The organism is Dactylosporangium sp. NPDC000244 (assembly GCF_040300725.1).
In the GTDB taxonomy this organism is placed as follows: Bacteria; Actinomycetota; Actinomycetes; order Mycobacteriales; family Micromonosporaceae; genus Dactylosporangium.
In genome coordinates, this window is record NZ_JBEPEH010000021.1 from 78,455 (window position 1) to 103,045 (window position 24,591).

The window sequence follows — 24,591 nt, forward strand, 5'->3', positions numbered from 1 at the left end:
CGCGAGCGGCGCCCGACGAGCGGCGCCGGATGCTCAACGCGCCGGGCGGATGCCGCGATGTACGCGGCGAAGACCAGCGGCAAAGGCCGCTACGTGATCGACCGGGCCTAGCAGGGGCGCCGCCCGGCGAGGCTCGCGGCCCCGCCGAGCAGCATCAGCAGCAGGCCCACCAGGGCCAGCGTCCCGATCGGGGCGCCGGTCGCGGCCAGCGTGCCCGAGCCGGTGCCGGACGACGTCGTGCCCGTGGACCCGGTGCCGTGCCGGACCGGCGTGGTCACCGGCGACGCCGGCTGCGCGACCGGCGGCACGACCACCGGCGTCGTCGGCGTGGCCGAGTCCGCCGCGAGCGGCTGGACCTCGAGCACCAGCGTCCGGATCGAGCCGTCCGGTGCCACCCCCTCGGCGACGAAGTCCAGGTCGTCGGCGGACATCGTGATCGGGGCCGAGGTCGTCAGGCTCGCCGTGCCGTCGTTGCCCACCGTCGGCGTGCCGAGCACGGCCACGGTGACGGTGGGCCCGCCCGCGGCGGCCAGCGCCGACAGCCCGATCGGGCGCTTGTGCACGTCGGCGTCGCTGGTCGGGTTGCCGTCGGCCGAGCCGCTGGTCACGTAGGAGGCGAAGCGGACCGACGAGTTCGGCGCGAAGCCGGTCGCGGTGAGCGTGATCGGCTCCCCCGGGCGCATCGTGATGTGGTTGACGCCCAGGTCGCTGGCGAGCTGACCGGCCTGGTGGAGGTCCGGCGGCCACGTCGGCATCGGCGGGAACGTCGGCCGGCCGGTCAGGGTCGCCGGCACCGCGGCCGAGTCGGCGCCGTGCAGGCCGTTGGCGACCACGTCGACGTTGTAGTCGCTGTCGATCGGCACGAACATCGTGCACTGCGTCGCCGTCGCCGAGGTCGTCACGCAGCGGCCGTTGCCGGTGTGCGTCCAGGCGGTGAAGTGGCTGATGCCGGTGCCGGTGAACGCGGGCAGCGACCAGCGCACGACCAGCCCGCTGTAGCGCGGCTGCACCGTCACGCTCCCCGGCGGGCCGGGCGCCGTGCTCGGGTACACCGGCGTGCTCGGCGCGCTCGGGACGGAGTCGGCGAGCGAGCCGTGCGCGACGACGGTGAACGTGTACGCCAGCCCGTCGGTGAGGCCGGTGACGACGCAGCTGGTCGCGCCGGCCGTGGTGCAGGTGAACCCGCCGGGCACCGAGGTCACGGTGTAGCCGGTGACCGCCGGCCCGCCCGTGCCCGCCGTCCAGCTCACGGTCGCCCGCCCCGGGCCCGGCACCGCGGTGACCCCGGCCGGGCCGGCCGGCACGGTGCCGCTCGGGTCGAACGGCACCGCCGGGACCACGGTGTTCGACGGCAGGCTGGCCGCCGAGTCAGCGCCGCCGGCCGTGTGGGCGACCACGGTGAACGTGTACGCCACCCCGTTCGTCAACCCGCTCACCAGGCACATCGTCGTGCCCGTCGCCTCGCAGGTGAGCCCGCCGGGCGCGGCGGTGACCGTGTAGCCGGTGACCGCGGGCCCGGTCTGCGGCGGGGTCCAGCTGACCGCCGCCGAGCCGTTCCCGGCCGTCGCGAGGACCACGCTCGGCACGCCGGCCGCGGTGTCCAGCGGGGTCACGGACCGGCTGACCGAGCCGGCCCCGGACACCCCCGGGTAGACCGAGCTGATCGCCCGGACGATGAAGTGGTACTGCCGGCCGTTGGTCAGGCCCGTGACCGTGCAGCTGGTGCCGGTCGTGGTGCAGGTCTGCCCGTCGTCGGAGACCACCTCGTAGTGGTCGATGCCGCCGCCGGTGATGATCGGCGGCGTCCAGCTGACCAGAGCCGAGCCGTTGCCGACGGTCACGGTGACCGCGCCGACCGGGCCGGGCAGGTCCGACTGCGGGGTGACCGCGGCCGACTGGTCGCTGGCCGGCGACGAGCCGGTGGCGCCGGCGCCGTGGGCGACGACCGTGAAGGTGTACGCCGCCCCGTTGGTCAGCCCCGTCACCGTGCAGGTGTGGCCGGTGGTGGTGCACATGGCCCCGCCCGGCGAGGCGGTCACGGTGTAGACGTCCAGCCCGGCGCCGGAGTGCGACGGCGTGTCCCAGGTGACCGTCGCCGCGCTGTTGCCCGGCGTGGCGGTCACGCTGACCGGCTTGGCCGGCGGGCCGGGCACGACCGGCCCGGTGGCGGCCGCGTTCGAGGCGCCGCCGGGACCGTTGGCCACGACGCTGAAGGTCACCGGGTCGCCCGGGTTCAGGCCGGTGATCGGGCAGCTGGTGCCGGTGGTGGTGCAGGTCTGGCCGCCCGGCACCGCGGTCGCGGTGTAGAACGTGACGGCGCTGCCGGTGGTGGCCGCGGCCCACGACACGGTCGCGCCGAACGCGGCCGCGACGGCGGTGGCCCCCGACGGGGTGCGCGGCGGGCCGGCCGTCGCGGGCGGGGCGGCGGTCGGCGCCGACGAGCCCGACGGGCCGATGGCGACGACGGTCACGGTGTACGCGAGGCCGTTGGCCACGCCGGTGATCGTGCAGTGGGTGGTGCCGGTGCTGGCGCAGCTCGCCCCGCCGGGCGCGGCCGTGGCCCGGTAGCTGGTCGTGGCCGCGCCGCCGGCCGCCGTGGTGCCCGCGGTCCAGTTCACGGCGAGCCGGGTGTCGCCCGGGGTCACGGTGACCGAGGCCGGGGCCGGCGGCGGGCCGGTGACGGCCTGCGGCGACGGCGTGCTCGGCGCGGACTGCCCGGCCGGGCCGGTGGCGACGGCGACGAAGGTGTAGGCCGTGCCGTCGCCGAGCCCCGAGATCGTGCACGAGGTGCCGCTCGTGGTGCAGGTGGCGCCGCCCGGCGAGGCGGTGACCGTGTAGCTCGTGACCCCGTCGCCGGTGACGACCGGCGCGGTCCAGGAGACGGTCACCGTGCCGGTGGCGGCGGCCGGCGCCGCGGTCACGTCCGACGGCGAGCCGGGCAGGCCGGCGCTCGGCGTCACCGTGGCCGACGGCGTGCTGCCGTCGGAGGCGCCGCCCGGGCCCACGGCCCAGACCTGGAACGTGTAGCTCGTGCCGTTGTCCAGGCCGTCGACCACGCAGCTGGTGGCCGTCGTCTCGCACGCCTCGCCGCCCGGCGCGGCGACCGCGCGGTAGCGGGCGACCCCGGCCCGGCTCGCCGCCGGGGCGTCCCAGGAGACGTTCGCCTCGCCGTTGCCGACGACGGCGGTGACGTTGACCGGCGCGCTCGGCGGCCCGGGCGTGACCGGGTCGGTGACCGCGCCCACGGAGGCCCCGCCGGCGCCGGCCGCGACGACCGTGAACGTGTACGCCGTGCCGTTGCTCAGCCCCGTGACGGTGCACGAGGTCGTCGCGCTGGTGCAGGTCGCCCCGCCCGGCGCGGCGGTCACGGCGTAGCCGGTGGCGCTCGCCCCGCCGCTCGGCGCGGTCCAGCTCACCACGGCCGTGCCGTCGCCGGCCGTCGCGGTCGCGCCGGTCGGCGCCGTGGGCGGCCCGGGGATCACCGCGGCGCCGCTCAGGCCGGCCGCCGAGGTGCCGGTGCCGGGTACGCCCGTGGCCACGACGCCGAACGTGTAGCCGGTGCCGTTGGCCAGGCCCGGGACCGTGCAGCTGGTGCCGACGCTCGTGCAGGTCGCGCCGCCCGGCGAGGCGGTGACGACGTACTGGGCGATGCCGGCACCCTGGTTGCCGGGCGCGGTCCAGGACACGTCCGCGGTGCCGTCGCCGGCGACGGCGGTGACGTTCGCGGGCGCGCCGGGCGGGCCCGGGATCACGGCGACCGACGCGGTGCTCGCGCCCGAGTCGCCGCTCGTACCGTTGGCCACGACCGTGAACGTGTAGCTGGTGCCGCCGGTCAGGCCGGGCACCGTGCACGTGGTGCCGGTCGTCGCGGTGCAGGTGGCCCCGCCGGGCGAGGCGGTGACCGTGTAGTGGTTCACGCCCGCGCCGAGCTGGACCGGGGCGACCCAGGTGACGGTCGCCGCGCCGCCGCCGGGGGTGGCCACGACCGCGGTGGGTGCGCCGGGCGGGCCGGGCACCGAGGAGCCGGACGACGACGCCGGCGCGGAGCTGCCGGTGCCGCCCACGCCGACCGCCACGACGCCGAACGTGTAGGCGGTGCCGTCGCTCAGGCCGGTGACCGTGCACTGCGTGACGCCGGTGGAGCAGGTGGCCCCGCCGGGCGAGGCGGTGACCGTGTAGTGGTCGACCGCCGCCCCGGCCGCCGGCGGGGTCCAGGACACCACGGCCGAGCCGGTGCCCGGGGTCACCATGACCGCGGTGGGCGCGGCGGGCGGCCCGGGCACGACCGCGTTCGACACCGAGGAGGGCGCCGACGAGCCGGTCAGGGCGGTGCCGACCGCGGTCACCGTGAACGTGTAGGAGGTGCCGGGCGTGAGCCCGCCGACGGTGCACGTGAGCCCGCCGGTGGAGCAGGTCGCGCCGCCGGGCGCGGCCGTGACGACGTAGTGGTCGACGGCGGCCCCGGTGCCCGGCGCGGTCCATGTGAGCGTGGCGCTCGCGTTGCCGGCGACGGCGGTCGCGGTGCCGGGCACGCCGGGCGGCCCGGGGTTGACCGCCGCGCCGGTGGACGCGGCGGCCGAGACGCCTGTGTCGCCGAGGCCGACCGCGACGACGGTGAACGTGTACGCGGTGGTGTTGTCCAGCCCCGTGACGGTGCAGCCGGACGGGGTCGTCGCGACGCACGCGGCCCCGCCGGGCGAGGCGGTGACCGTGTAGTGGTCGATGCCCGCGCCCACGTTGACCGGCGCGTTCCAGCTCACGGCCGCGGTGCCGGGGCCCGCCGTCGCCGTCACGCCGGTGGGCGCGCCGGGCGGCCCGGCGAGCACGCTCACCGTGGGCGCGCTGAGCGGGGCGTCGCCGCCGGGGCCGGTGGCCTGGACGGTGACGGTGTAGCCCGTCCCCGTGGTCAGCCCCGCGACGGTGCACGAGGTGCCGGTGGTGGTGCACGACAGCCCGCCCGGGTTCGCGGTCACCGTGTAGCCGGTGACGCCCGCGCGCAGGATGCCCGGCGGCTGCCACGAGACCGTGACGCTGCCGTCGCCGGCGACCACGCTGACGCCCGTGACCGCGTCCGGCGCGCCGGGCGTGACGACCTGGCTCGGCAGGGTCGGCAGCGAGGTGCCGGTGCCGTTCGGGCCGACGGCGGTCACCACGAAGGTGTACGGCACCCCGTTGGTCAGGTTGTGCACCGTGCACGTGGTGGCGCTCGTCGCGCAGGTCTCCCCGCCCGGGACCGCGGTCACCACGTAGTGGTCCACCGCCCCGCCGGCGTTCGCCGGCGCGGTCCACGACACCGTCGCGCTGCCGTCGCCGCCCGCGGCCGTCACGCCGCCCGGCGCGCCCGGCGGGCCGGGGTTCACGCTGTTCGACGGGGCACTGGCGGCGGAGAGGCCGCCGGGCCCGACGGCCTTGACGGTGAAGGTGTAGGCGGTGCCGGGGATCAGCCCGGGCACGGTGCAGGAGGTGGCCGCGGCCGACAGCGTGGCGCAGGCGCCCAGGCCGGGCGAGGCGCTCACGGTGTAGCCGGTGATGCCCGCGCCCGCGCTCGCCGGCGCGGTCCAGGACAGGGTCGCCGAGCGGTCGCCGGCCGTCGCGGACACGGCCGTCGGGGCGCCCGGGGCGCCGGTCAGGCCGCCGACGGGAAGTGTCGGCAGGGAGGCGCCGGTGCCGGTGACGCCGTTGGCGACGACGGAGAAGGTGTACGCCACCCCGTCCGTCAGCCCCGTGATGGTGCACGAGGTCCCGCCGGTGCTGCAGGAGGCGCCGCCGGGGCTCGCGGTGGCCGTGTAGTGGTCGATCCCGGCCCCGGGGCTGCCCGGCGCGGTCCACGAGACGGTGGCCTGGCCGCTGCCGGCCGCGACCGTCACGTCCTGGGGCTGCCCGGGCGGCCCGGGCGCGACCGCGCTGGACGGGTCGCTCGCCGGGGAGCTGCCGCCGGCCCCGTCGGCCACGACGGTGAACGTGTAGGCGGTGCCGGGGGTGAGCCCGAGCACGGTGCAGGAGGTGGCCGCGGCCGAGAGGGTCGCGCACACCGCCCCGCCGGGGGAGGCGGTCACGGTGTAGCCGGACACGCCGCCGCGCACGGTCGCGGGCGCGGCCCACGACACGGTGACGGTCTGGTTGCCCGCCACCGCGTTCACGGCCGTCGGCGGGTCGGGCGCGGTCGCCGGGGACAGCGAGCCCGCGATGCTGGGCAGCGAGTCGCCCGTACCGCTGACGCCCGAGGCGACGACCGTGAACAGGTAGCCGACGGTGGCCGTGAGACCGGTGACGGTGCAGGTGGTGGTGGTCGCGTCCGGGGTGGCGCAGGTGGCGCCCCCGGGCAGCGCGGTCACGGTGTAGTGGTCGATGCCGGCGCCCGCGTTCGCGGGCGCGGTCCAGGCGATGACCGCGTCGGTGCCGCCCGAGGGCGTGACGGTGACGCCGGTCGGGGCGTCCGGCGGGCCGGACGTCACCGGGTTGCTCGGCGCGCTCGGGGTGCCGGAGCCGCCGGGGCCGGTGGCCGTGACGGTGAACGTGTAGGCGGTGCCGCCGAGCAGCCCGCCGACGGTGCAGGACAGGCCCGTCGTGACGCAGGTGGCCCCGCCCGGGCTCGCGGTGACCACGTAGCCGGTGACCCCGGCCCGCGCGTCGGAGGGCGCGGTCCACGTGACCGTGGCCGAGCGCGAGCCGGCGACGGCGGTGACGGCACCGGCGGCGCCGGGCGCGCCCGGGGTGACCGCCGGCGACGGGTCGCCGGCGGCGGACGAGCCGGTGCCGCCGGCGCCGTTGGCCACGACGCCGAAGGTGTACGCGGTGCCGTCGCTGAGCCCGGTGACCGTGCAGGTGAGCAGGATCGTGGTGCAGGTGGCCCCGCCGGGCGCGGCGGTCACCGTGTAGGTGACGACACCCGCTCCGGGGTTCGCCGGGGCGGTCCAGGACACCGCGGCGCTGCCGCTGCCCGCCACCGCGGTGACGGCGGTCGGGGCATCGGGCGGGCCGGGGCGCACGGCGTTGGACGGGCCGCCGGCCGGTGAGGAGCCGCCGGGGCCGTTCGCGACGACGCCGAAGGTGTAGGCGGCGCCGCCGGTCAGGCCGGTGACGGTGCAGGACAGGCCGCTCGTCGTGCAGGTCGCGCCGCCGGGCGAGGCGGTCACCGTGTAGCCGGTCACGCCGGCCCGCGTGTTGAGCGGGGCGAGCCAGGAGACCGTGGCGGCGCCGTTGCCGGGCGTGGCGACGACGAGCGTTGGCGCGTCCGGCGGGCCGGAGACGGCGGCGCCGCTGGTGCCCGGGGCCGAGGTGCCGGACGAGCCGGTGCCGTTGGCGACGACCGAGAAGGTGTACGCCACCCCGTTGCCCAGCCCCGTGACGGTGCACGAGGTGCCGGCGGTGGTGCAGGTGCCCCCGCCCGGGGAGGCGGTCACCGTGTAGCCGGCGATCCCGGCGCCCACGTTGGCCGGCGCCGTCCACGACACCGTGGCGCTGCCGCTGCCGGCGCTCACCGTGACGTTCGCGGGCGCGCCGGGCGGGCCGGGCACCGTCGACGGCGACGGGGCGCTCGCGGGCGAGCTGCCGCCCGGGCCCGTGGCGACGACGGTGAACGTGTAGGCCGTACCGCTGGACAGCCCCGGCACCGAGCACGACGTCGTGGTCGCGGTGCACGTGGCCCCGCCGGGCGCGGCGGTCACCGTGTAGGCGCTCACCCCGGCGCGGACGTTGGCCGGCGCGCTCCACGAGACCGTGGCGGCGCCGCTGCCCGCGGTCGCGGTGACCGCGCTCGGCGCGTCGGGCGCCCCGGGCTGCACGGAGGCGGCGACGCTCGGCGGCGAGTCGCCGGTCAGGCCGACGCCGTTGGCCACGACGGTCACCTGGTAGGCGGTGCCGTTGGCGAGGCCGGTGAGGATGCACGAGCGCACGACGAGCCCGGCGACGCACGCGGCCCCGCCGGGCGAGGCGGTCACCGTGTAGCCCGCGAGGCCCGCGCCCGTGTTCGCCGGCGCGCTCCAGGTCACGGTCGCCGTGGTGTTGCCGCCGGTGACGGCGACCTGGGCCGGGCTGCCGGGCGGGCCGGGCGTGACCGCGGTCGTGGTGGTGCCGGGCGAGGCTCCGCCGGGGCCGTTCGCCACGACCGTGAACGTGGAGGCGGTGCCGCCGGTCAGGCCCGTGACGGTGCACGACAGGCCGCTCGTGGTGCAGCTCGCGCCGCCGGGCGAGGCGGTCACCGTGTAGCCGGTGACCCCGGCCCGCACGATGAGCGGGCCGAGCCAGGAGACGGTCGCGGACGCGTTGCCGGCGGTGGCGACGACGAGCGTCGGGGCGTCGGGCGCGCCCGGGGTGGCCGGGCCGGTGAAGCCGGCCGCGGAGGCGCCCGTGCTGCCGGTGCCGACCGCGACGACGCCGACGGTGTACGTCACCCCGCCGGTCAGCCCCGTGATGGTGCACGAGGTGCCGCCGGTGCTGCAGGTGGCCCCGCCCGGGGTGGCGGTCGCCGTGTAGTGGTCGATGCCGGCGCCGGGGTTCGCGGGCGCGGTCCAGGACACGGCCAGGGTGCCGTTGCCGCCGGTGGCCGTCACGCCGGTCGGCGCGCCGGGCGGGCCCGGGACCACCGGGGACGAGGCGGCGCCGGCGGAGGTGCCGCCGGGGCCGTTCGCGACCACCGTGAACGTGTAGGCGGTACCGCTGGCCAGGCCCGCCACCGTGCAGCCGGTGGTGGCCGTGGTGCAGGCGGACCCGCCCGGCGAGGCGGTCACCGTGTAGTTCGTGAGCCCGGCCCGGGTGACGGCCGGCGCGGTCCACGACACCGCCGCGATCCCGGCGCCCGGGGTCGCGCTCACGCCCGTCGGCGCGTCGGGCGCACCCGGCGTGGAGGCATTCGACGGGTCGCTGGCGGGCGAGGCGCCGGTGCTGCCGAGGCCGTTGGCCACGACGGTGAACGTGTACGGGGTGCCGGCCGTCAGGCCGCTCACGGTGCAGCTGGTGAGCGCGGTGGTGCACGTGGCCCCGCCGGGCGCGGCGGTCACCGTGTAGGTGGCGATGCCCGCGCCCCGGTTGGCCGGCGCGGTCCAGGACACGGTCGTGGCGGTGCCGCCGGGCGTCACCGTGACGGCGGTCGGCGCGCCGGGCGGGCCGGGCGTGACCGCGCTCGTCGTGACGCCCGTCGACGAGCCGCCGGGGCCCGTCGCGACGACCGTGAAGGTGTAGGCGGTGCCGCCGGTGAGCCCGGTGACGGTGCAGCCGGTGGTCGCCGTGGTGCAGGTGGCGCCGCCGGGGCTCGCGGTCACCGTGTAGCCGGTGACGCCGGCCCGGGTGATGAGCGGGGCCAGCCAGGAGACGTTCACGGACGCGTTGCCGGCCGTGGCGACGACCAGCGTCACCGGGTCGGGCGCGCCCGGGGCGACCAGCGTGGTCGGGGTGCTCGCGGCGGAGTCGCCGGTGCCGGCGACGCCGTTGGCGGTGACGACGAAGGTGTACCCCACGCCGTCGGTCAGGCCCGTGACGGTGCAGCCGGTGGTGGTCGTGGTGCAGGTGGCCCCGCCGGGGACGGCGGTCACGGTGTAGTGGTCGATGCCGCCGCCCGGGTTGGCCGGCGCGGTCCACGACACCGTCGCCGAGCCGGGGCCGGCCACGGCGGAGGCGCCGGTCGGCACGCCGGGCGGGCCGGGCCGGACCGGCGTCGCGGTGGTGGCCGCGGCCGAGGCGCCGCCGGCACCGGTGGCCACCACGCCGAAGGTGTAGGCGGTGCCGGGCACCAGCCCGGTGACCGTGCACGACGTGGTGGCCGCAGTGCAGGTGGCGCCGCCGGGGCTCGCGGTCACGGTGTAGGTGTCGACCCCGGCGCGGGCGACGGCCGGGGCGGTCCAGGAGACCACGGCGCTGCGGGCGCCGGCGGTGGCGGTCACCGCCGTGGGCGCGTCGGGCGCGCCGGGCACGACCGGGGCGCTCGGGACGCTCGGCGCCGAGGAGCCGCTGCCGAGCAGGCCGACCGCGACCACCGCGACGGTGTACTGCGTGCCGTCGTCGAGGCCGGTGATCGTGCACCACTGCTGCGAGAGGTTCACCGTGACGCAGGTGTTCAGGCCCGGCGTGGCCGTCGCGATGTACGCGCTGATCAGGTTGCCGGACAGCAGCGGCGGGGTCCACGACACCGTGATCGCGCCGGCGAGTGCGGTGGCGTGCACGCCCTGGGGCACGCCGGGCGGCCCGACGGTCGTGGAGGCCGCCGTCGACGCCGACGGCGAGGTGCCGCCCGGCCCGGTGGCCACCACGCCGAAGGTGTACTGCGACCCCGCGGTCAGCCCCGTGATGGTGCACGAGGTGCCGCTCGTGGTGCAGGTGCCCCCGCCCGGGGAGGCGGTCACCGTGTAGCCGGTGATGCCGGCCCGGGTGATGAGCGGCGCGGTCCACGACACCGTCGCGGTGCCGACGCCCGGCGAGGCACTGACGAGCGTCGGCGCGTCCGGGGGCCCGGGCACGACGAGGCTCGATGCGACGCTCGCGAGCGAGTTGCCGCTCCCGGCCGCACCGTAGGCGACGACGGTGAACGCGTAGGCGGTGCCGTTGGACAGCCCGCCCACCACGCAGCCGGTGCCGGTGGTGGTGCACGTGGCCCCGCCGGGCACGGCGGTCACCGTGTAGTGGTCGATGCCGGCGCCGGTCGACGCCGGCGCGGTCCACGACACCGTCGCGTCGCCGTCGCCCGCGACCGCGGTCACGGTGGCCGGCCGGCCGGGCGGGCCGGGGCGCACGGCATTGGAGGCGCCGCTGGCCGGGGACGCGCCCGCGAGGCTGTTGGCAACGACGGTGAACGTGTACGCCGTGCCGGGGGTCAGCAGCGGCACCGTGCACGAGGTGCCTGCGGCGACGCAGGTCCCGCCGCCCGGGGAGGCGGTCACCGTGTAGCCGCTGACGCCGGCGCCCGGGTTGGCCGGCGCGGCCCACGACACCGTCGCCGAGGCGCTGCCCGGCGTCGCGACGACGCCGGTCGGTGCCCCGGGCGGGCCGGGCGTGAACGCGGCCGACGGCGCGCTCGCCACCGAGGTTCCGGTGAGCCCGACCCCGACCGCGACGACGGTCACCGTGTAGCTGGTCGCCGGCAGCAGGCTCAGGATCGTGCAGCTGGTGTCGGTGGCGGTGAGGGTGCCGCAGGGCAGCAGGCCCGGGTTGGCGTAGGCGACGTAGTGGTCGATGCCGGCGCCGGCGAAGGCCGGGGGCGTCCAGGTGATCGTGGCGGTCAGCAGGCCGGGGGTGACGGTGACGTTCGTCGGGGCGCCGGGCGGGCCGGGGGTGACCGCGTTGGTGACGGCGGCGGTCGAGTTGCCGGTGTTGCCCACGCCGTTCGCGACGACCGAGAAGGTGTAGGTCGTGCCGCTCGCCAGCCCGGTGACGGTGCAGCTGAGCAGGAGGGCGGTGCAGGTCTGGCCGCCGGGGCTCGCGGTCACCGTGAAGTGGTCGATGCCGGCGCCGCCGTTGAGCGGGCCGAGCCAGGAGACCTGGGCCGAGTTCGCCAGCGCCACGGCGCCGACGGACAGCGGCGGGCTGGGCGGGCCGATGTTGACCAGCGGGGAGGCCACGCTCGGCAGCGAGGAGCCGGCGCCGTTGATGGCGGTGGCGGTGACCTGGAAAGAGTACGAGCCGCCGGGGGTCAGGCCACCGACGGTGCAGGAGGTGCCGGTCGTCGTGCACGTGGCGGTGCCGAGGACGGTCGTCACGGTGTAGTAGGCGATGCCGGCGCCGACGTTGCCCGGGGCGGTCCACGCGACGACGGCCTGGCCGTTGCCGGAGGTGGCGAAGACGCCGGTCGGGATGCCGGGCGGGTTGGCCGGATCGACGACGGTGACCGTGCCGGCCGCGGCCGGGGTCGAGGTGCCGCCGACGCCGGTGGCCGTGATGGTCACGACCCAGCTGCCGGCCGGGACGTTCGAGATCGTGCACGTCAGCAGGAGCGAGGTGCACTGCTTCGTGGTCGCACCCATGGTCGCCGTCACGGTGTAGCCGGAGGCGCCCGAGGAGCCGGCCCAGGTGGCGGTGATCGAGTTGACGCCGCCGGACGCGCCGGGGCCCGTGGGCGGGTTCGGCGCGGCCTCGATGTGCCCGACGCCCCCGCCCGGCGGCGGCGTCGCCTTGGGGCTCGCGGTCTTCGCGACGGTGGCGGCCGGCGACGGCTGCGCGGCCTTCACGGTCTTCGCGACGGCGGCGGTTGTCGCCGCGGTGTCCGCTTTCGCGGGCATCGGTTTCGATGGCATCGGTTTCGATGGCTCGGCGGCATTGGCGGGGACGGCCTTCGATGCCGCGGGCTTCGGCGGCGCGGCCGGCCTGGTCGCGACCGCCGTGGCCCTCTTCGCCGGTGCCGAGACGGCGGCCGGGCCCTTGCTCGCATCGGCGGTGGTCTTCGCCTCCGCGCGATCAGCAAGGGCCAGCAGCACGAACCCGATTCCGACGGCGATGAACGAACCCAGCATGACGGTCCGCCGCATCGCGATTCGCTCGCACGCAGCCATTCCGGCGCATCCCTCCTCCGGCTTTCAAACCAGAGGATCACCCAGATCGGATGATTCAGGTGCGTATATTCGCGCCGTTATTGCTCTGACGAATCCACATTGGACAGGTCAGGACCGAGGTCGGACCTTTGCCGGCCGGGAAACGCGCGGCCATGTCGCGATCCGGCTGCTAGGTTCGGATTCGGGACGTTCGCGCCCCGCTATTTCGCCGTGCCCACGAGCGGTCGCCCCACCTCCGGCCCGACGGCCAACCGGTCCGCGACCGCGGCGCCGATCGATGCGGCGATCTCGCCCGAGCGGACCGCCACCGCCGAGAGCAAGGTCGACGTGATGCCGTGGGCGTGCTCGGTGCCGCCCTGGACGTAGACGCCGGCCCGCAGCCCGTCGCCGGTGCGAACCCGGTAGTCGCGGCCGACCCGCAGCAGCCCCTCCTCGTCGCGGTCGCAGTGCGCCCCGGCCGCGCCGAGGAGGCGGGCCGCGTCGACGGGGCGGTACCCGGTGGCGTAGACGATCGCGTCCGCCTCCAGGGTCAGGTGCTCGCCCGAGGGCAGGTGCTCGACGACCGCGGTCACCCCGTCGGGCCGGGCCCGCAGCTGCGTCAGCCGCGAGGCGTTGAGCATCCGCAGCCGGCGGCGGCCGAGGACCTGCTCACGGTACGACCGGCGGTAGAGGTCCTCGATGAGGTCCGAGTCGACGACGGAGTAGTTCGTGTTGCGGTGGTAGTCGAACAGCATCCGCTTCACGTCGGCGGGCGCGTCGAAGTAGAGGTCGACCGCCTCGGGGTCGAAGATGCGGTTGGCGAAGTTGCTGTCGTCCGCCGGGCTGTAGCCGTAGCGGAAGAACACGGAGCAGACCTCGGCGGAGGGGTACCGCTCGTGCAGGAACGCCACCGACTCGGCCGCGCTCTGCCCGGCCCCGACGACGATGAACCGCTCGGGCGGCGCGTCGGGATCGACCGCGAACGTCTCGGCCCGGTGCAGGATGTCGAGGTTGTGCCACACCCGCTCTCCCGGCTCCACCCCGGCCGGCAGGCTCGGCTCCAGCCCGGCCGCGACGACGGCGTTGCGGGTGGTCAGCCGGACCACGCCGCCGGCATGGGCGGCCACGATCTCGAGCAGCTCGCCGCCCGCGGCCACGGCGACGTCGGTCACCGTGTGGCCGTAGCGCACCGGCTCGCCGACCCGGTTCGCGGCCCACTCCAGGTAGTCGTGGAACTCGACCCGCAGCGGATACATCGTCTTGTAGTTGATGAAGTCGGCGAGGCGGCCCTTGGCGTGCAGGTAGGACACGAAGCTGTAGCCGCTGGCCGGGTTGCGCAGGGTCACGAGGTCCTTGAGGAACGACACCTGCATCGTGGCGTCCTCGAACAGCATGCCGCGGTGCCAGCCGAAGGTGTCCTGCCGCTCGAGGAAGACCGCGCGGATGTGCTCCGCGGCCGGGCGGCCGGCGTTGTACTCCTCGATCGCGATCGCCAGCGCCAGGTTGGACGGGCCGAAGCCGATGCCGACGACGTCGTACACGGTCGAGTCCATGGGTTCGCCTTTCACTCGGTTCACTGCAGCCCCTCGGTGATCTCGGCCGCGGTGGCCACGACGCCACAGCGGTCCCGCACGTGACGCAGGGCGTCGCGGTGGTGGGCCGGGCTGAAGTCCGCGACCGCGTCGGCGACCACGAACGGCTGGATGTCGCGCACGAACGCGTCGAGCGCGGTGGCGAGGATGCCGATGTGGGCGTACACGCCGGTGATGATCAGCTGGTCGCGCCCGGCCAGCATGTCGGCCAGCGGGGTGCCGGCGAAGGCGCTGTAGCGGCGCTTGGTCACGCACAGCTCGCCCTCGGCCGGGGTGAGCGCGTCGACGATCGCGAGCGCCCGCTCGTCCGGCGGCGGGCCGTCGCCCCAGAAGTCCTGCAGCAGCCCGCGCTCGGCCCGGCTCTGCCCGCCCGGCTGGGCCGAGAAGACGACCGGGATGCCGCGCTCGGCGGCGTGCTTGCGCAGCGTGTTGATGTTGTCCACGACCCGGCCGAGCAGCGCCTGGTCCGAGGTGCCGAACGGGGCCAGGAAGTAGTGCTGCATGTCGTGCACGAGCAGCGCGGCGCGGGCCGGGTCGGGGCGCCAGCCGACCTTGGACTGGGCGATGCCGAAGCCGGTCGGCACCGGGTACGGGGTGATTCGGGGCAGCACGGGGCTCAGCCTTTCTGAGTCGCGGCCAGCGCGGCTCGCAGTTCGCGCCGGCTGATCTTGCCGACGCCGGTGACCGGGAACGCATCGACGACCCGGATGCGGTCCGGGATCTTGAACGCCGCCAGGCCCCGCTCGCGCAGGTGGCGGCGCAGGGCCGGCAGGGTCGGCGGGGCGGCGCCGGGCCGGACGACCACGAAGGCGCAGCTGCGCTCCCCGAGGTAGGCGTCGGGCACCGCGACGACCGCGGCGTCGTGCACCGACGGGTGGGTCAGCAGGTGGTTCTCCACCTCCTCGGCGGCGATCTTCTCGCCGCCGCGGTTGATCTGGTCCTTGGCGCGGCCCTCGACCACGAGATAGCCGTCGGGCCGGCGGCGGACCAGGTCGCCGGTGCGGTAGAAGCCGTCGGCGGTGAAGGCGGTGCGGTTGTGCGCGGCCGCGCGCCAGTAGCCGCGGATGGTGTACGGCCCGCGGGTGAGCAGGTGCCCGACCTCCCCCGGCGGCACCGGCCGGTCGGCGTCGTCGACGATCCGCAGCTCGTCGTCGGGGCTGATCGGCCGGCCCTGGGTGTGCAGCACGATCTCGTCGGGATCGTCCAGCCGGGTGTAGTTGACGAGGCCCTCGGCCATGCCGAACACCTGTTGCAGGCGGCAGCCGAGCACCGGGCCGACCCGGGCCGCGACCGTATCGGCCAGCTTCGCGCCGCCGACCTGCAGCACCTCGAGGCTGCCGAGGTCCGGGCGGGTCGAGCCCCCGGTGGTCGCGGACTCGACCGCCTCGAGCCACAGCAGGGCCAGCGGGGGTACGACCGCCGTGATCGTCACCCGCTCCCGCTCGATGAGGGGCAGGACGGTCGCGGGGTCGGGCCGGCGGCCGAGCACGATCCGGCCCCCGGCGTGCAGGGTCCCGAGCACGCCCGGCGAGGACATGGTGAAGTTGTGCGACACCGGCAGCGCCGTCAGGTAAATACTGCCGGGACCCAGCCCGCAGATCTCGGCGGAGGCGCGGACGCTGTACAGGTAGTCGTCGTGCGTGCGCGGGATGAGCTTCGGCAACCCGGTGCTGCCGCCGGAGAGCTGCAGGAAGGCGACCTCGTCCGCGGCCGGGCCCGCGGGCAGCCGGGCCACGTCGTCCGCATCGCCGTAGAGGGTCGCGAGGCCGGCGTGGCCACCGGGGTCCCCGGCGACGACGAGGGTCGCGGGCTCGGCCGCGGCCGCGAGCGTGCGGTGGTCGAAGCCCTCGCGCACGTCGGTGGTCACGAACGCGACGGCCTCGGTGTGCGCGCAGAAATAGCCGATCTCGGCCGAGCGGTGGGCGGGCAGCGCGAAGACCGGCAGGGCGCCGAGGCGGAACAGCGCGAAGACGACGTCGAAGAACTCGGCGGTGTTCGGCAGCTGCACGACGACCCGGTCGCCGCGGCGGATGCCGATGCCGTGCAGCCCGGCGGCCAGGCGCAGCGCCCGGTCCCGCAGCTCGGCGTAGGTGACCCGGCGCTCGCCGTCGACGATCGCGATCCGGTCGCCATGCGCCTCGGCCCGCTCGCGCAGCAGGTCGTCGAACGTCTGTCCGGTCCAGTAGCCGCGCTCGCGGTACACCCGCTGGAAGTCCTCAGGCCACATCGGCCCGCTCCGTCGACAGCCCGAGGGCGGCCAGCATGGTGCCGAGCTTCGCGGAGGTCTCGGCGAGCTCGGCCCCGGGGTCGGACCCGGCCACGATCCCGGCGCCCGCGAAGAGGTCGAGGCCGCCGGGATCGGCGACCGCGCAGCGGATGGTCACCGCCCACTCGCCGTCGCCGGCCGCGTCGACCCACCCGACCATGCCGGTGTAGAAGCCGCGGTCGAAGGGCTCGAGCTCGCCGATCGCGGCGCGGGCGGCGGCGGTCGGCGTGCCGCAGACGGCCGGCGTCGGGTGCAGCGCGGTCGCGAGGGTCAGCGCGCTCGTCGCCGGGTCGGCGACCGCCCCGGTGACCAGGGTGCCCAGGTGCCACATGGTGGCGGTGCGCACCAGGGAGGGCTCCGGGGGCACCGTGAGCTGTGCGCAGAACGGGCGTAACGCGTCGGCGACGGCCCGGGTCACGACCGCGTGCTCGTGCCGGTCCTTCTCGGAGCGCAGCAGGGCGGCGGCCCGGCGGGCGTCCTCGGCCGGGTCGGCGCTGCGGGCGGCCGAGCCGGCGAGGGGGTGGGCCGCGACCCGCCGGCCGTGCCGGGACACGAGCAGCTCGGGGCTCGCGCCGAGCAGGGTGCGCCCGGCGCCGAGGTCGACGCCGAAGGTGTACCCTCCGGGCTCCCGCGCGGCGAGCGCCCGCACCACGGGGGCCGGGTCGAAGCCGGGCGAGTCGGCGCGCAGCGAGCGGGCGAGCACGACCTTCGTGTAGTGCCCGTCGCCGATCTGGCGGACGGCGCGGCCGACGGCGGCGGCGTACCGGTCCGGCGCGGGCACCGCGTGCAGCCCGGTGATGCCGTGCCGTTCGAGGCTCACGGGCCGCTCGGGGCCGGCGGGGCCGCCGCGGCGCAGGTGCATCGGCACCACGAGGTGGGCGTGGGCGTCGGGGGCGAAGGGCACCGCGCCGACCACGGCCCGCACCGAGTGCCCGGCCGCCTCGGCGACGCCGAGCACGGCCCGCACCCGGCGGTCGAGGTCGGCGAGGGCGTCGCGGCGGCCGGACGGGGGGACGGCGAAGTACGTGCCCTCGGCCAGCAGCGTGCCGCGCGGGGACGCGAACAGCGAACTTCGGCCGGGCCGGTACGCGGCGACGAGGTCGGCGGCGGTCTCGGTGCCGGACGCGGCGGCGGTGTCGGTGGTCACGGGTGGTGCTCCCTTCGGCCGGCAGGGTGTGCCGGGATGGCGCTCAGGCGCGCAGCGTGGCGCCGCCGTCGACGTACAGCTCGTGCATGGTGATGTGCCGGGCCCGCTCGGAGGCGAGGAAGAGCACGGCGTCGGCGATGTCCTCGGGCTCGGCGATGCGCCCGAGGGGGATGCCGGTGCGGTAGGCCGCGGGGTCACCGGCGACGACCGCCGCCGCCCCGGCCGCGGGCCCGCCGGGGTGCCCGGCCCACATGGCCCGCTGCATCGGGGTGTCCGTCGAGCCGGGGGCGACGACGTTGCAGCGGATGCCGTACTCCGCCAGCTCCAGCCCGAGGCTCTTGGTGAAGTGGGTCGCGGCCGCCTTCGACGCGGCGTACGCGGCCATGCCCGCCCGCGGCACCCCGGCCGCGTTCGAGGAGACGGTGACGATGGCGCCGGCCCGGCGGACGCGCATCCGCCGGGCCACCGCGCGGCTGACGTGGAAGACCCCGCTCGCGTTGACCGCGAACGTGTCGGCCCAGTCGGTGTCGGCGTAGCCGAGCACCGGGCCGGTGCGCAGGATCCCGGCCACGTTGACCAGGACGGTGATCGGGCCGAGCCCGGCCTCGGCGGCCGCGACGACGTCCTCGACCTCGGCCGCCGAGCGCACGTCGGCGGGGAAGGCGGTGATGCCGTCGTGCTCGGCGGCGAGCTTCGCGACGCCCTCCGCGTCGCGGTCGAGCGCCGCCACCCGCGTGCCGCCGGCCGCGAACGCCCGGGCGACGGCGCGGCCGATGCCCTGGGCAGCGCCGGTCACCAGCACGATCCCGTCCATGGTGCTCCTCCCTCCTAGACCGTCGTCGCGGCGAGCGACTGCTCCCGCGAGCGCTCCTGCTCCGTGACGTCGACGTGGCTCATGGCCCAGCGCAGGATCGGCGGGCCCATCACCGAGGTGACGACGGCGATGAGGACGACGACCGTGTACGTGGCGATGCTCAGCACCCCGAGCCGCAGGCCGGTGGTGGCCACGACGACCTCGACGATCCCCCGCGAGTTCATGCCGGCCCCGAGGGCGAGCGCCTCCCAGTGCGACAACCGGCTGGCCCGGGCCCCGGCGTACGCGCCCACGAACTTGCCGATGATCGCGATGAGCAGCAGCGCGATGCCGGCCAGGAGCACCTTCGGGTCGCCCAGGGCCCGCATGTCGATGCGCAGCCCGGCGGTGGCCAGGAAGATCGGCGCCAGCACCGAGAGCACGATCGTGCGCAGCGGCGCGAGGTCGGTCCACAGCGGGCGGCCCGGGTCGGCGTCGAGCTCCCCCGGACGCTCCCGGGTCTGCCCGATGAGGATGCCGGCGATGAAGGCGCCGAAGAGGGCCTCCATGCCCATCGACTGGGTCGCGGCCGCGCCGAGCAGGATCAGGATGACGGCCGCGGTGGCCCGGACCCCGCCCTCGCTCGAGCGCGCGGCGTGGCGCATCACCCACCGCACGAGCGGGCGGCCGATCAGCAGCGCGGCGGCGAGGAAGCCCAGCAGGTACACCACCGACAGCGCCACCCCGCCGGCGTGCACCCCGGTGGTGGCCGCGGCCGCGACGACCGAGAGCAGGAACCAGCCGATGGCGTCGTCGACCGAGCCGGCGGCCAGGGTCAGCTGCCCGATGTCGCGGTGCAGCAGGCCCATGTCGGCCAGGGTCTTGGCGATGACCGGGATGGCCGTCACGCACATGGCCACGCCGAGGAACAGCGCGAACACCCACCGGTCGGTCTTGCCGGTGAGCAGTGCCACCGGGACGAGGAACCCGGCGCCGATGCCGAGCGCCAGGGGCAGCAGCAGGCCCGAGAGGCTGACCCGCACGCCGGTGATGCCCCGGCGGCGGATCATCGCGGCGTCGAGCTGGGCGCCGGTGACCCCGACGAGCAGCAGCACGCCGATCTGGCCGACGGCGTCGACGAGGTGCAGCTGGTTGGCGTCGTCGGGGAACAGCCACCGCAGCGCGCCGGGCGACCAGTTGCCGAGCAGTGACGGGCCGAGGATCACGCCGGTCAGCAGCTCGCCCACGAGGGCGGGCAGCTTGCACCGGACCGCCACGCGGCCGAGCGCGAGGGCGACCAGCAGCAGCAGCGAGATCTGCAGCAGGAAGACCAGCAGGACGTGTGGTGCGAGGCTGGGCAGCGGACTACTCACGATCATCCCCTTCGTGGTGGTCGAGGTTCACCACCCCACACTTCCAATAACCATCGATCTCTGTCCATGCTTTGTGATGACCCAGGCTGCGCACATGGCGGCGGATCGGCTTGAGGCCGCCCGCCTCGCCGGCGACCCAGACGTAGCCGTCGCCGGCCGGGAGCGTGAGCCCGGTCAGCTCGGCCGCGAGGGTCTCGCCGCGCTCGCGGTGCAGCCAGCGGACGTCGGCGTCCGCGCGGGTGGTGAGCGGCTGCTCCTCGGCGGCGTTCGCGACCTCGATGCGGGCGATGGCCCGCGCGTCCTCGGGGAGCCGCTCCAGCCAGGCGGCGAGCGCGGGCAGGGCGGTCTCGTCGGCGCCCAGGACGTACCAGTCGAAGGTGAGCGGCACCAGGTTCGACCCGCGCGGGCCGAGGATGCCCAGCCGCTGCCCCGGCCGCGCCTGCGCCGCCCAGGACCCGCCCGGCCCGTGGCCGTGCAGCGCGAAGTCGATGTCGAGCTCGCGCCGCTCGGGGCGCAGGAACCGCACCGTGTAGTCGCGGTAGACGGGCAGCGGCGAGCCGGGCGGCGGCGGCTCCAGGCCGTCCTCGCCGAGCGTCGGCATGACCGGGAGCTCGGCGCCGGGCTCGGGGAAGAACACCTTCACGTGGTCGTCGGGGGCGGCGTGGCAGAAGCCGTCGAGCTGCTCGCCGCCGAAGGTCACGCGGACCATGCCGGGGCTGAGCCGGTGCACGCGCCGGACCTCGAGCAGCCTCGGGGTCAGGTCGTGCCAGACGAGCTCGACGTCGCGGGCGGGGGTCATGCGGTCTCCTTGGTGGACAGGAACTGGAGGAGCTCGGCGTTGACGCGGCCGGGCTGTTCGAGGTACCCGTAGTGCCCGGCGTCGGGAATCTCGGTGTAGCGGGCGCCGGGGATGGCCGCGGCCACCTCGCGGCCGAGCGCCGCGGCGGCGATCAGGTCGTCGGCGAACCCGACGACCAGGCAGGGCGTGCGGATGCGGCCGTAGTCGCCGAGCCGGTCCGGCGCGGTGGCCGGCTCGGTGTCGCTCTCCTCGGCGGTGCCCAGCGGCGCCTCGAACACGTCCAGCCAGTCGCGGGCCAGGCGGTCGTCGGCGAGGGTGCGCGGGGAGAGGTTGAACGCGGCGCGGACCACGGCCCGGTACTGCGGGGGCAGGTCCAGGCCGGCCACGGCCCGTTCGGCCGCGCTCATCGCCCTGAGGTAGACGCTCTCGCGGCCGAAGGCGGCCATGAGCACGGCCCGGTCGACGAGGTCCGGCCGCCGGAGGCACACCTCGGCGGCCACCCGCGCGCCCATCGACGAGCCGATGAGCCGGACCGGGCCATGAGATTCGGCAAGGGCGATGGCGTCCCGGGTCAGGTCCTCGACGGTGACCAGGCCGGGGGTGTCGCTGGGCGGGATGCCGCGGGCGTCGAACGTGATCACCTTGTAGCCGGCCGCGACGAGGGCCGGGACCTGGTACAGATGCCACGTCCGGCCGCGCGCGCCGGTGCCCGCGAGCATCAGCACCGCGGGCCCGTCGCCCGACACCTGCACGTTGAGCCGCACGCCGTCGACGTCGATCAGGGGCATGGTTCCTCCACCCGGCCCGCGCTGAGGCGGACGACCCTCGGCAGGCGCTCGATGGTGCTGGTGCGGTGGGCGATGACGAGGACCGTGCGGTCGGCGCGCAGCCGGGCGAGGGCGGCCTCGATGCGGTGCGCGGTGCGCGGGTCGAGGTCGGCGGTGGCCTCGTCGAGGATGAGCACGTCCGGGTCGATCATCGCGGCCCGGATCAGGCCGACCAGCTGCCGCTCGCCGGCCGAGAACCGCTCGCCCCGCCGCCCGAGCGGCGCGTCGAACCCGCCCGGCAGCCCCTCGACCCAGCCGGTGAGGCCGAGCCGGTCGGCGGCCGCGGCGAAGCCGGCCCGGGTCGGCCGGCCCGGGGTGAGCGCCAGGTTGTCGGCGAGGCTGCCGGCGATGACGTGCACCTGCTGCGGGATCAGCACGAGCCGCCGCCGCAGCTCGGCCGGGTCGAGCGCGGCGAGGTCGTCGCCGCCGTGGCGGACCGCGCCGCCGTCGGGCCGGTAGAGCCCGCACAGCAGCTTGGCCAGGGTCGTCTTGCCGGAGCCGGTCTCACCGACCAGCCCGGCGTGCTCCCCGGGCGCGAACGACACCGAGACGTCGTGCAGGACCGGCTCGCCGTCGCGGTAGGCGTAGCTGACCGCCTCCGCCACGAGCCCCCGGTGCGGTGGCCGCGGCGCGTCCGCGCCGACGCTGACCCGGGCCGGAGGCTCGGCGGCCTCCAGCAGGTCGAGCAGGCGGGCCAGGCCGACCCGGGACTCGAGCATCTCGCCGGCCACGAGGGTGAAGTCGTCGACCGAGCTGAACAGGTCGCGGCTGGCCAGGACGAACGTCACCACCACGCCGACGGTCACCAGGTCCGCGCCGGCCAGCAGGCCGCCCCCGACGAGCAGGGCCGCGCTCGTCAGGCCCTGGATCACCCACGTGACGTCGATCCAGGTCGCGGCGCGCTGGGCGGCCCGGGCCGTGCGCAGGTAGGCGTCGGTCTCCCGCTCCATGCGGCCGAGCCAGGTGCCGGTGGCGCCGTCGATCCGCAGCTGCTCGCGGGCCTGCAGGCTCTCGGTGAAGGTGGCCGCGAGGTCGGCCTGGGCGGCGGCCTCGGCCGGGTACGCGCGCTCGGCCGCGCCCCGGAACCGCCGGGTGATCCACCACATCGGCGGGCCGAACACGACCAGCAGCACCACGAAGAGCGACCACGAGGAGCCGACGAGCACGAGCGCGGTGAAGACGAGGTACCCGCCCAGCGAGATCAGGTCCGGCAGCTGGCTGCGCACGAAGGTGGCCAGCTCGGCGATCTCGACGGTGGCCCGGCGCAGCAGGTCGCCGCCGCGGTGCGCCTCGAGGAAGCGCAGCGGGGTGGCGCCCAGCCGCTCCACCACCAGGTCCCGCAGCCCCTGCACGACCCGCTCGCCGGCCCGGGTGAGCAGCAGCTCCGACCAGCGCAGCAGCAGGGTCCGGGCGACGACCAGGCCGAGCACGGCGCCCGCGGTGACGAGCAGCCCGTGCCGGTCGTGGTCGAGCAGCCGGTCGACGGCCCGGCCGATGAGCACCGGCACAAGGGTCAGGGCGAGCGTGGACACCAGGTTGACGGCGATCCCGGCGGCGACGATGCCGCGGTGCGCGCGCAGGTGCGGCCAGGCGCGGCGCAGGACCCGGCGCAGGTCCGGCTCCTCGGCGAGCCTTCTGACGTCAGCCATTGCTCACCAGTTCCTTGCCGGTCGTCGTGGTCACGGCCTCGCCGAGATCGATCACGCGGTCGGCGGCCGCGGCCACCGCGGGGCGGGACGTGGCGAAGACGATCGTGACGTCCAGGGCGCGCAGGCCGTCGAGGATGCGCCGCTCGGTCGCGGCGTCCACGGCCGAGGTCACGTCGTCCAGCAGCAGCACCCGGGCGCCGCGCAGCAGGCCGCGGGCGAGGGCGAGGCGCTGGAGCTGGCCGCCGGAGACGGAGTTGCCGCGCTCCCCCACCTCGGTCGCCAGGCCGTCGGGGAGCTCGTCGACGAAGGCGTCGACGGCCGCGGTCCGGCACGCCTCGCGCAGGGTGTCGTCGGTGAGCCCGTCGCGGCCGAGGCGCAGGTTCTCGGCGATGGTGCCGGACAGCAGCAGGGGGCGCTGGCCGACGATGGTGATCGCGTCCCGCAGGCCGTCCGGGTCCAGCTCCCGAAGCTCGGTGCCGCCGAACCGGACCGTGCCCGCGCTCGGCTCCTCGAGTCCGGCCAGGAGGCGCAGGAGCGTCGTCTTGCCCGTACCGACGCCACCGACCACGGCCACGAAGGATCCACTGTGGACCGTCAGCCCGGGCAGCCGCAGCGGCGCCCGGCCGGGGCGCTCGACGACCAGGTCCGTCGCGGCCAGCTCGCCGTCCTCGGGCGCCCGGCCCGTGCCCGGCCGCTCGCCCGCCCCGGCGCCGAGCACCGCTCCGACGCGGGTCGCGGCCGTCCAGGCGTCGCCGAGCTGGCTGAAGCGGAAGGTCAGCATCATCACCTGGCGGCCGAGCAGCGTCATCCAGCTGGCGAAGGAGACCAGGCCGCCGACGGAGAACGCCCCGTCCAGCACCATCAGGCCGCCGACGCCGACGCCGGCCGCGGTCGCCAGCCACGGCACGAAGGGCGCGTGCGCGGCCCAGGAGGCCGCGACCCGGGCCAGGGCCAGGGTGCGCTCGCGGACCGTGTCGCTCGCGGCCCGGTGGCGGCGCACGAGCTCGGTCTCGCCGCCGAGGCCGCGGACCGCGGTGCTGGCCGAGAGCAGGTCCTCGACGGCGTCGGCGCGGGCGCTGTGGGCCGCGGACAGGGCGCTGTTGGCCCGCTCGTACCGCCGCGGGTACCACAGGTTCACCGCGACCAGCAGCGGCACGGTGGCCAGCCCGACCGCCGCGAGGGCCGGGCCGAGCGTGGCGACGACCGCGATGACCGCGACGAGGCCGAGCACGCCGCTGACGAGCGACGGCACGGTGGCGATCCACACGATGATCGTCTCGACGTCGCGGGTGCCGCGGGTGACGAGGTCCCCGGCGGAGAAGCCGCCGGCCGTGCGCGCGTCCCAGCCGAGCACCCGCCCGGCGAGCCGCAGCAGCAGGGCGTTGCCGGCCCGCACGCCCGCGAGCGCGGCCCACCACCGCATCGCGAACTCGGCGCCGGTGAGCGCGGCGGACACGGCGAGGGTCGCGGCGGCCCAGCGGAACAGGGCGGGCCGGTCGCCGGCCGTGATGCCCTCGTCGAGGGCGCGGCCGAGGCACCACGGGAGCAGGATCAGGCCGCCCTGGTACGCCAGCCCGCCCACCCAGGAGGCCGTGACCCCGCGGGCCGCGTGGCGCAGGCACCAGCGCAGCAACACCACCGGGCTCATGCCGTCACCTCCGCTTCGCTCCCGACCGCTCATGCCGTCACC

At 76.5% G+C, this 24,591-nt stretch carries 11 protein-coding genes; all 11 read right to left on the minus strand.

What is annotated here, in order from left to right; all coding sequences use genetic code 11:
* Window positions 1-107 precede the first annotated feature (107 nt).
* Window positions 108-12,206 (minus strand): fibronectin type III domain-containing protein, encoded by a 12,099-nt coding sequence (locus tag ABT369_RS28840; RefSeq protein ID WP_350616576.1) that lies wholly within the window; start codon window positions 12,204-12,206, stop codon window positions 108-110.
* A 470-nt stretch (window positions 12,207-12,676) separates the two neighbouring features.
* Window positions 12,677-14,008 (minus strand): lysine N(6)-hydroxylase/L-ornithine N(5)-oxygenase family protein, encoded by a 1,332-nt coding sequence (locus ABT369_RS28845; protein WP_350616577.1) that lies wholly within the window; start codon window positions 14,006-14,008, stop codon window positions 12,677-12,679.
* 20 nt (window positions 14,009-14,028) lie between these two features.
* On the minus strand, window positions 14,029-14,658 hold the full coding sequence (locus ABT369_RS28850) for an isochorismatase family protein (protein ID WP_350616578.1): 630 nt from the start codon (window positions 14,656-14,658) through the stop codon (window positions 14,029-14,031).
* A 5-nt stretch (window positions 14,659-14,663) separates the two neighbouring features.
* Window positions 14,664-16,274, minus strand: coding sequence for a (2,3-dihydroxybenzoyl)adenylate synthase (locus tag ABT369_RS28855; RefSeq protein WP_350616579.1), 1,611 nt, complete (start codon window positions 16,272-16,274; stop codon window positions 14,664-14,666).
* Window positions 16,264-17,460, minus strand: a complete 1,197-nt coding sequence (locus ABT369_RS28860; RefSeq protein WP_350616581.1) for an isochorismate synthase — start codon at window positions 17,458-17,460, stop codon at window positions 16,264-16,266. The genes ABT369_RS28855 and ABT369_RS28860 overlap by 11 nt, the downstream gene beginning before the upstream one ends.
* Before the next feature lie 43 nt (window positions 17,461-17,503).
* A complete protein-coding gene (locus ABT369_RS28865; protein ID WP_350616582.1) occupies window positions 17,504-18,274 on the minus strand; it encodes a 2,3-dihydro-2,3-dihydroxybenzoate dehydrogenase in 771 nt (256 codons plus the stop codon).
* A gap of 14 nt (window positions 18,275-18,288) precedes the next feature.
* Window positions 18,289-19,632 carry a cation:proton antiporter gene (locus ABT369_RS28870; protein WP_502891836.1) on the minus strand — a complete coding sequence of 448 codons (1,344 nt, stop codon included), beginning with the start codon at window positions 19,630-19,632 and terminating at the stop codon, window positions 18,289-18,291.
* Window positions 19,619-20,425 carry a siderophore-interacting protein gene (locus ABT369_RS28875; protein WP_350616584.1) on the minus strand — a complete coding sequence of 269 codons (807 nt, stop codon included), beginning with the start codon at window positions 20,423-20,425 and terminating at the stop codon, window positions 19,619-19,621. Before ABT369_RS28875 ends, ABT369_RS28870 begins: the two co-directional genes overlap by 14 nt.
* Window positions 20,422-21,213 (minus strand): alpha/beta fold hydrolase, encoded by a 792-nt coding sequence (locus tag ABT369_RS28880; RefSeq protein WP_350616586.1) that lies wholly within the window; start codon window positions 21,211-21,213, stop codon window positions 20,422-20,424. Before ABT369_RS28880 ends, ABT369_RS28875 begins: the two co-directional genes overlap by 4 nt.
* Window positions 21,204-22,901 (minus strand): ABC transporter ATP-binding protein, encoded by a 1,698-nt coding sequence (locus ABT369_RS28885; RefSeq protein ID WP_350616588.1) that lies wholly within the window; start codon window positions 22,899-22,901, stop codon window positions 21,204-21,206. The genes ABT369_RS28880 and ABT369_RS28885 overlap by 10 nt, the downstream gene beginning before the upstream one ends.
* Entirely contained in the window at window positions 22,894-24,549 is a 1,656-nt protein-coding gene (locus ABT369_RS28890) for an ABC transporter ATP-binding protein (protein WP_350616590.1), read from the minus strand. Before ABT369_RS28890 ends, ABT369_RS28885 begins: the two co-directional genes overlap by 8 nt.
* Between the last annotated feature and the right edge of the window lie 42 nt (window positions 24,550-24,591).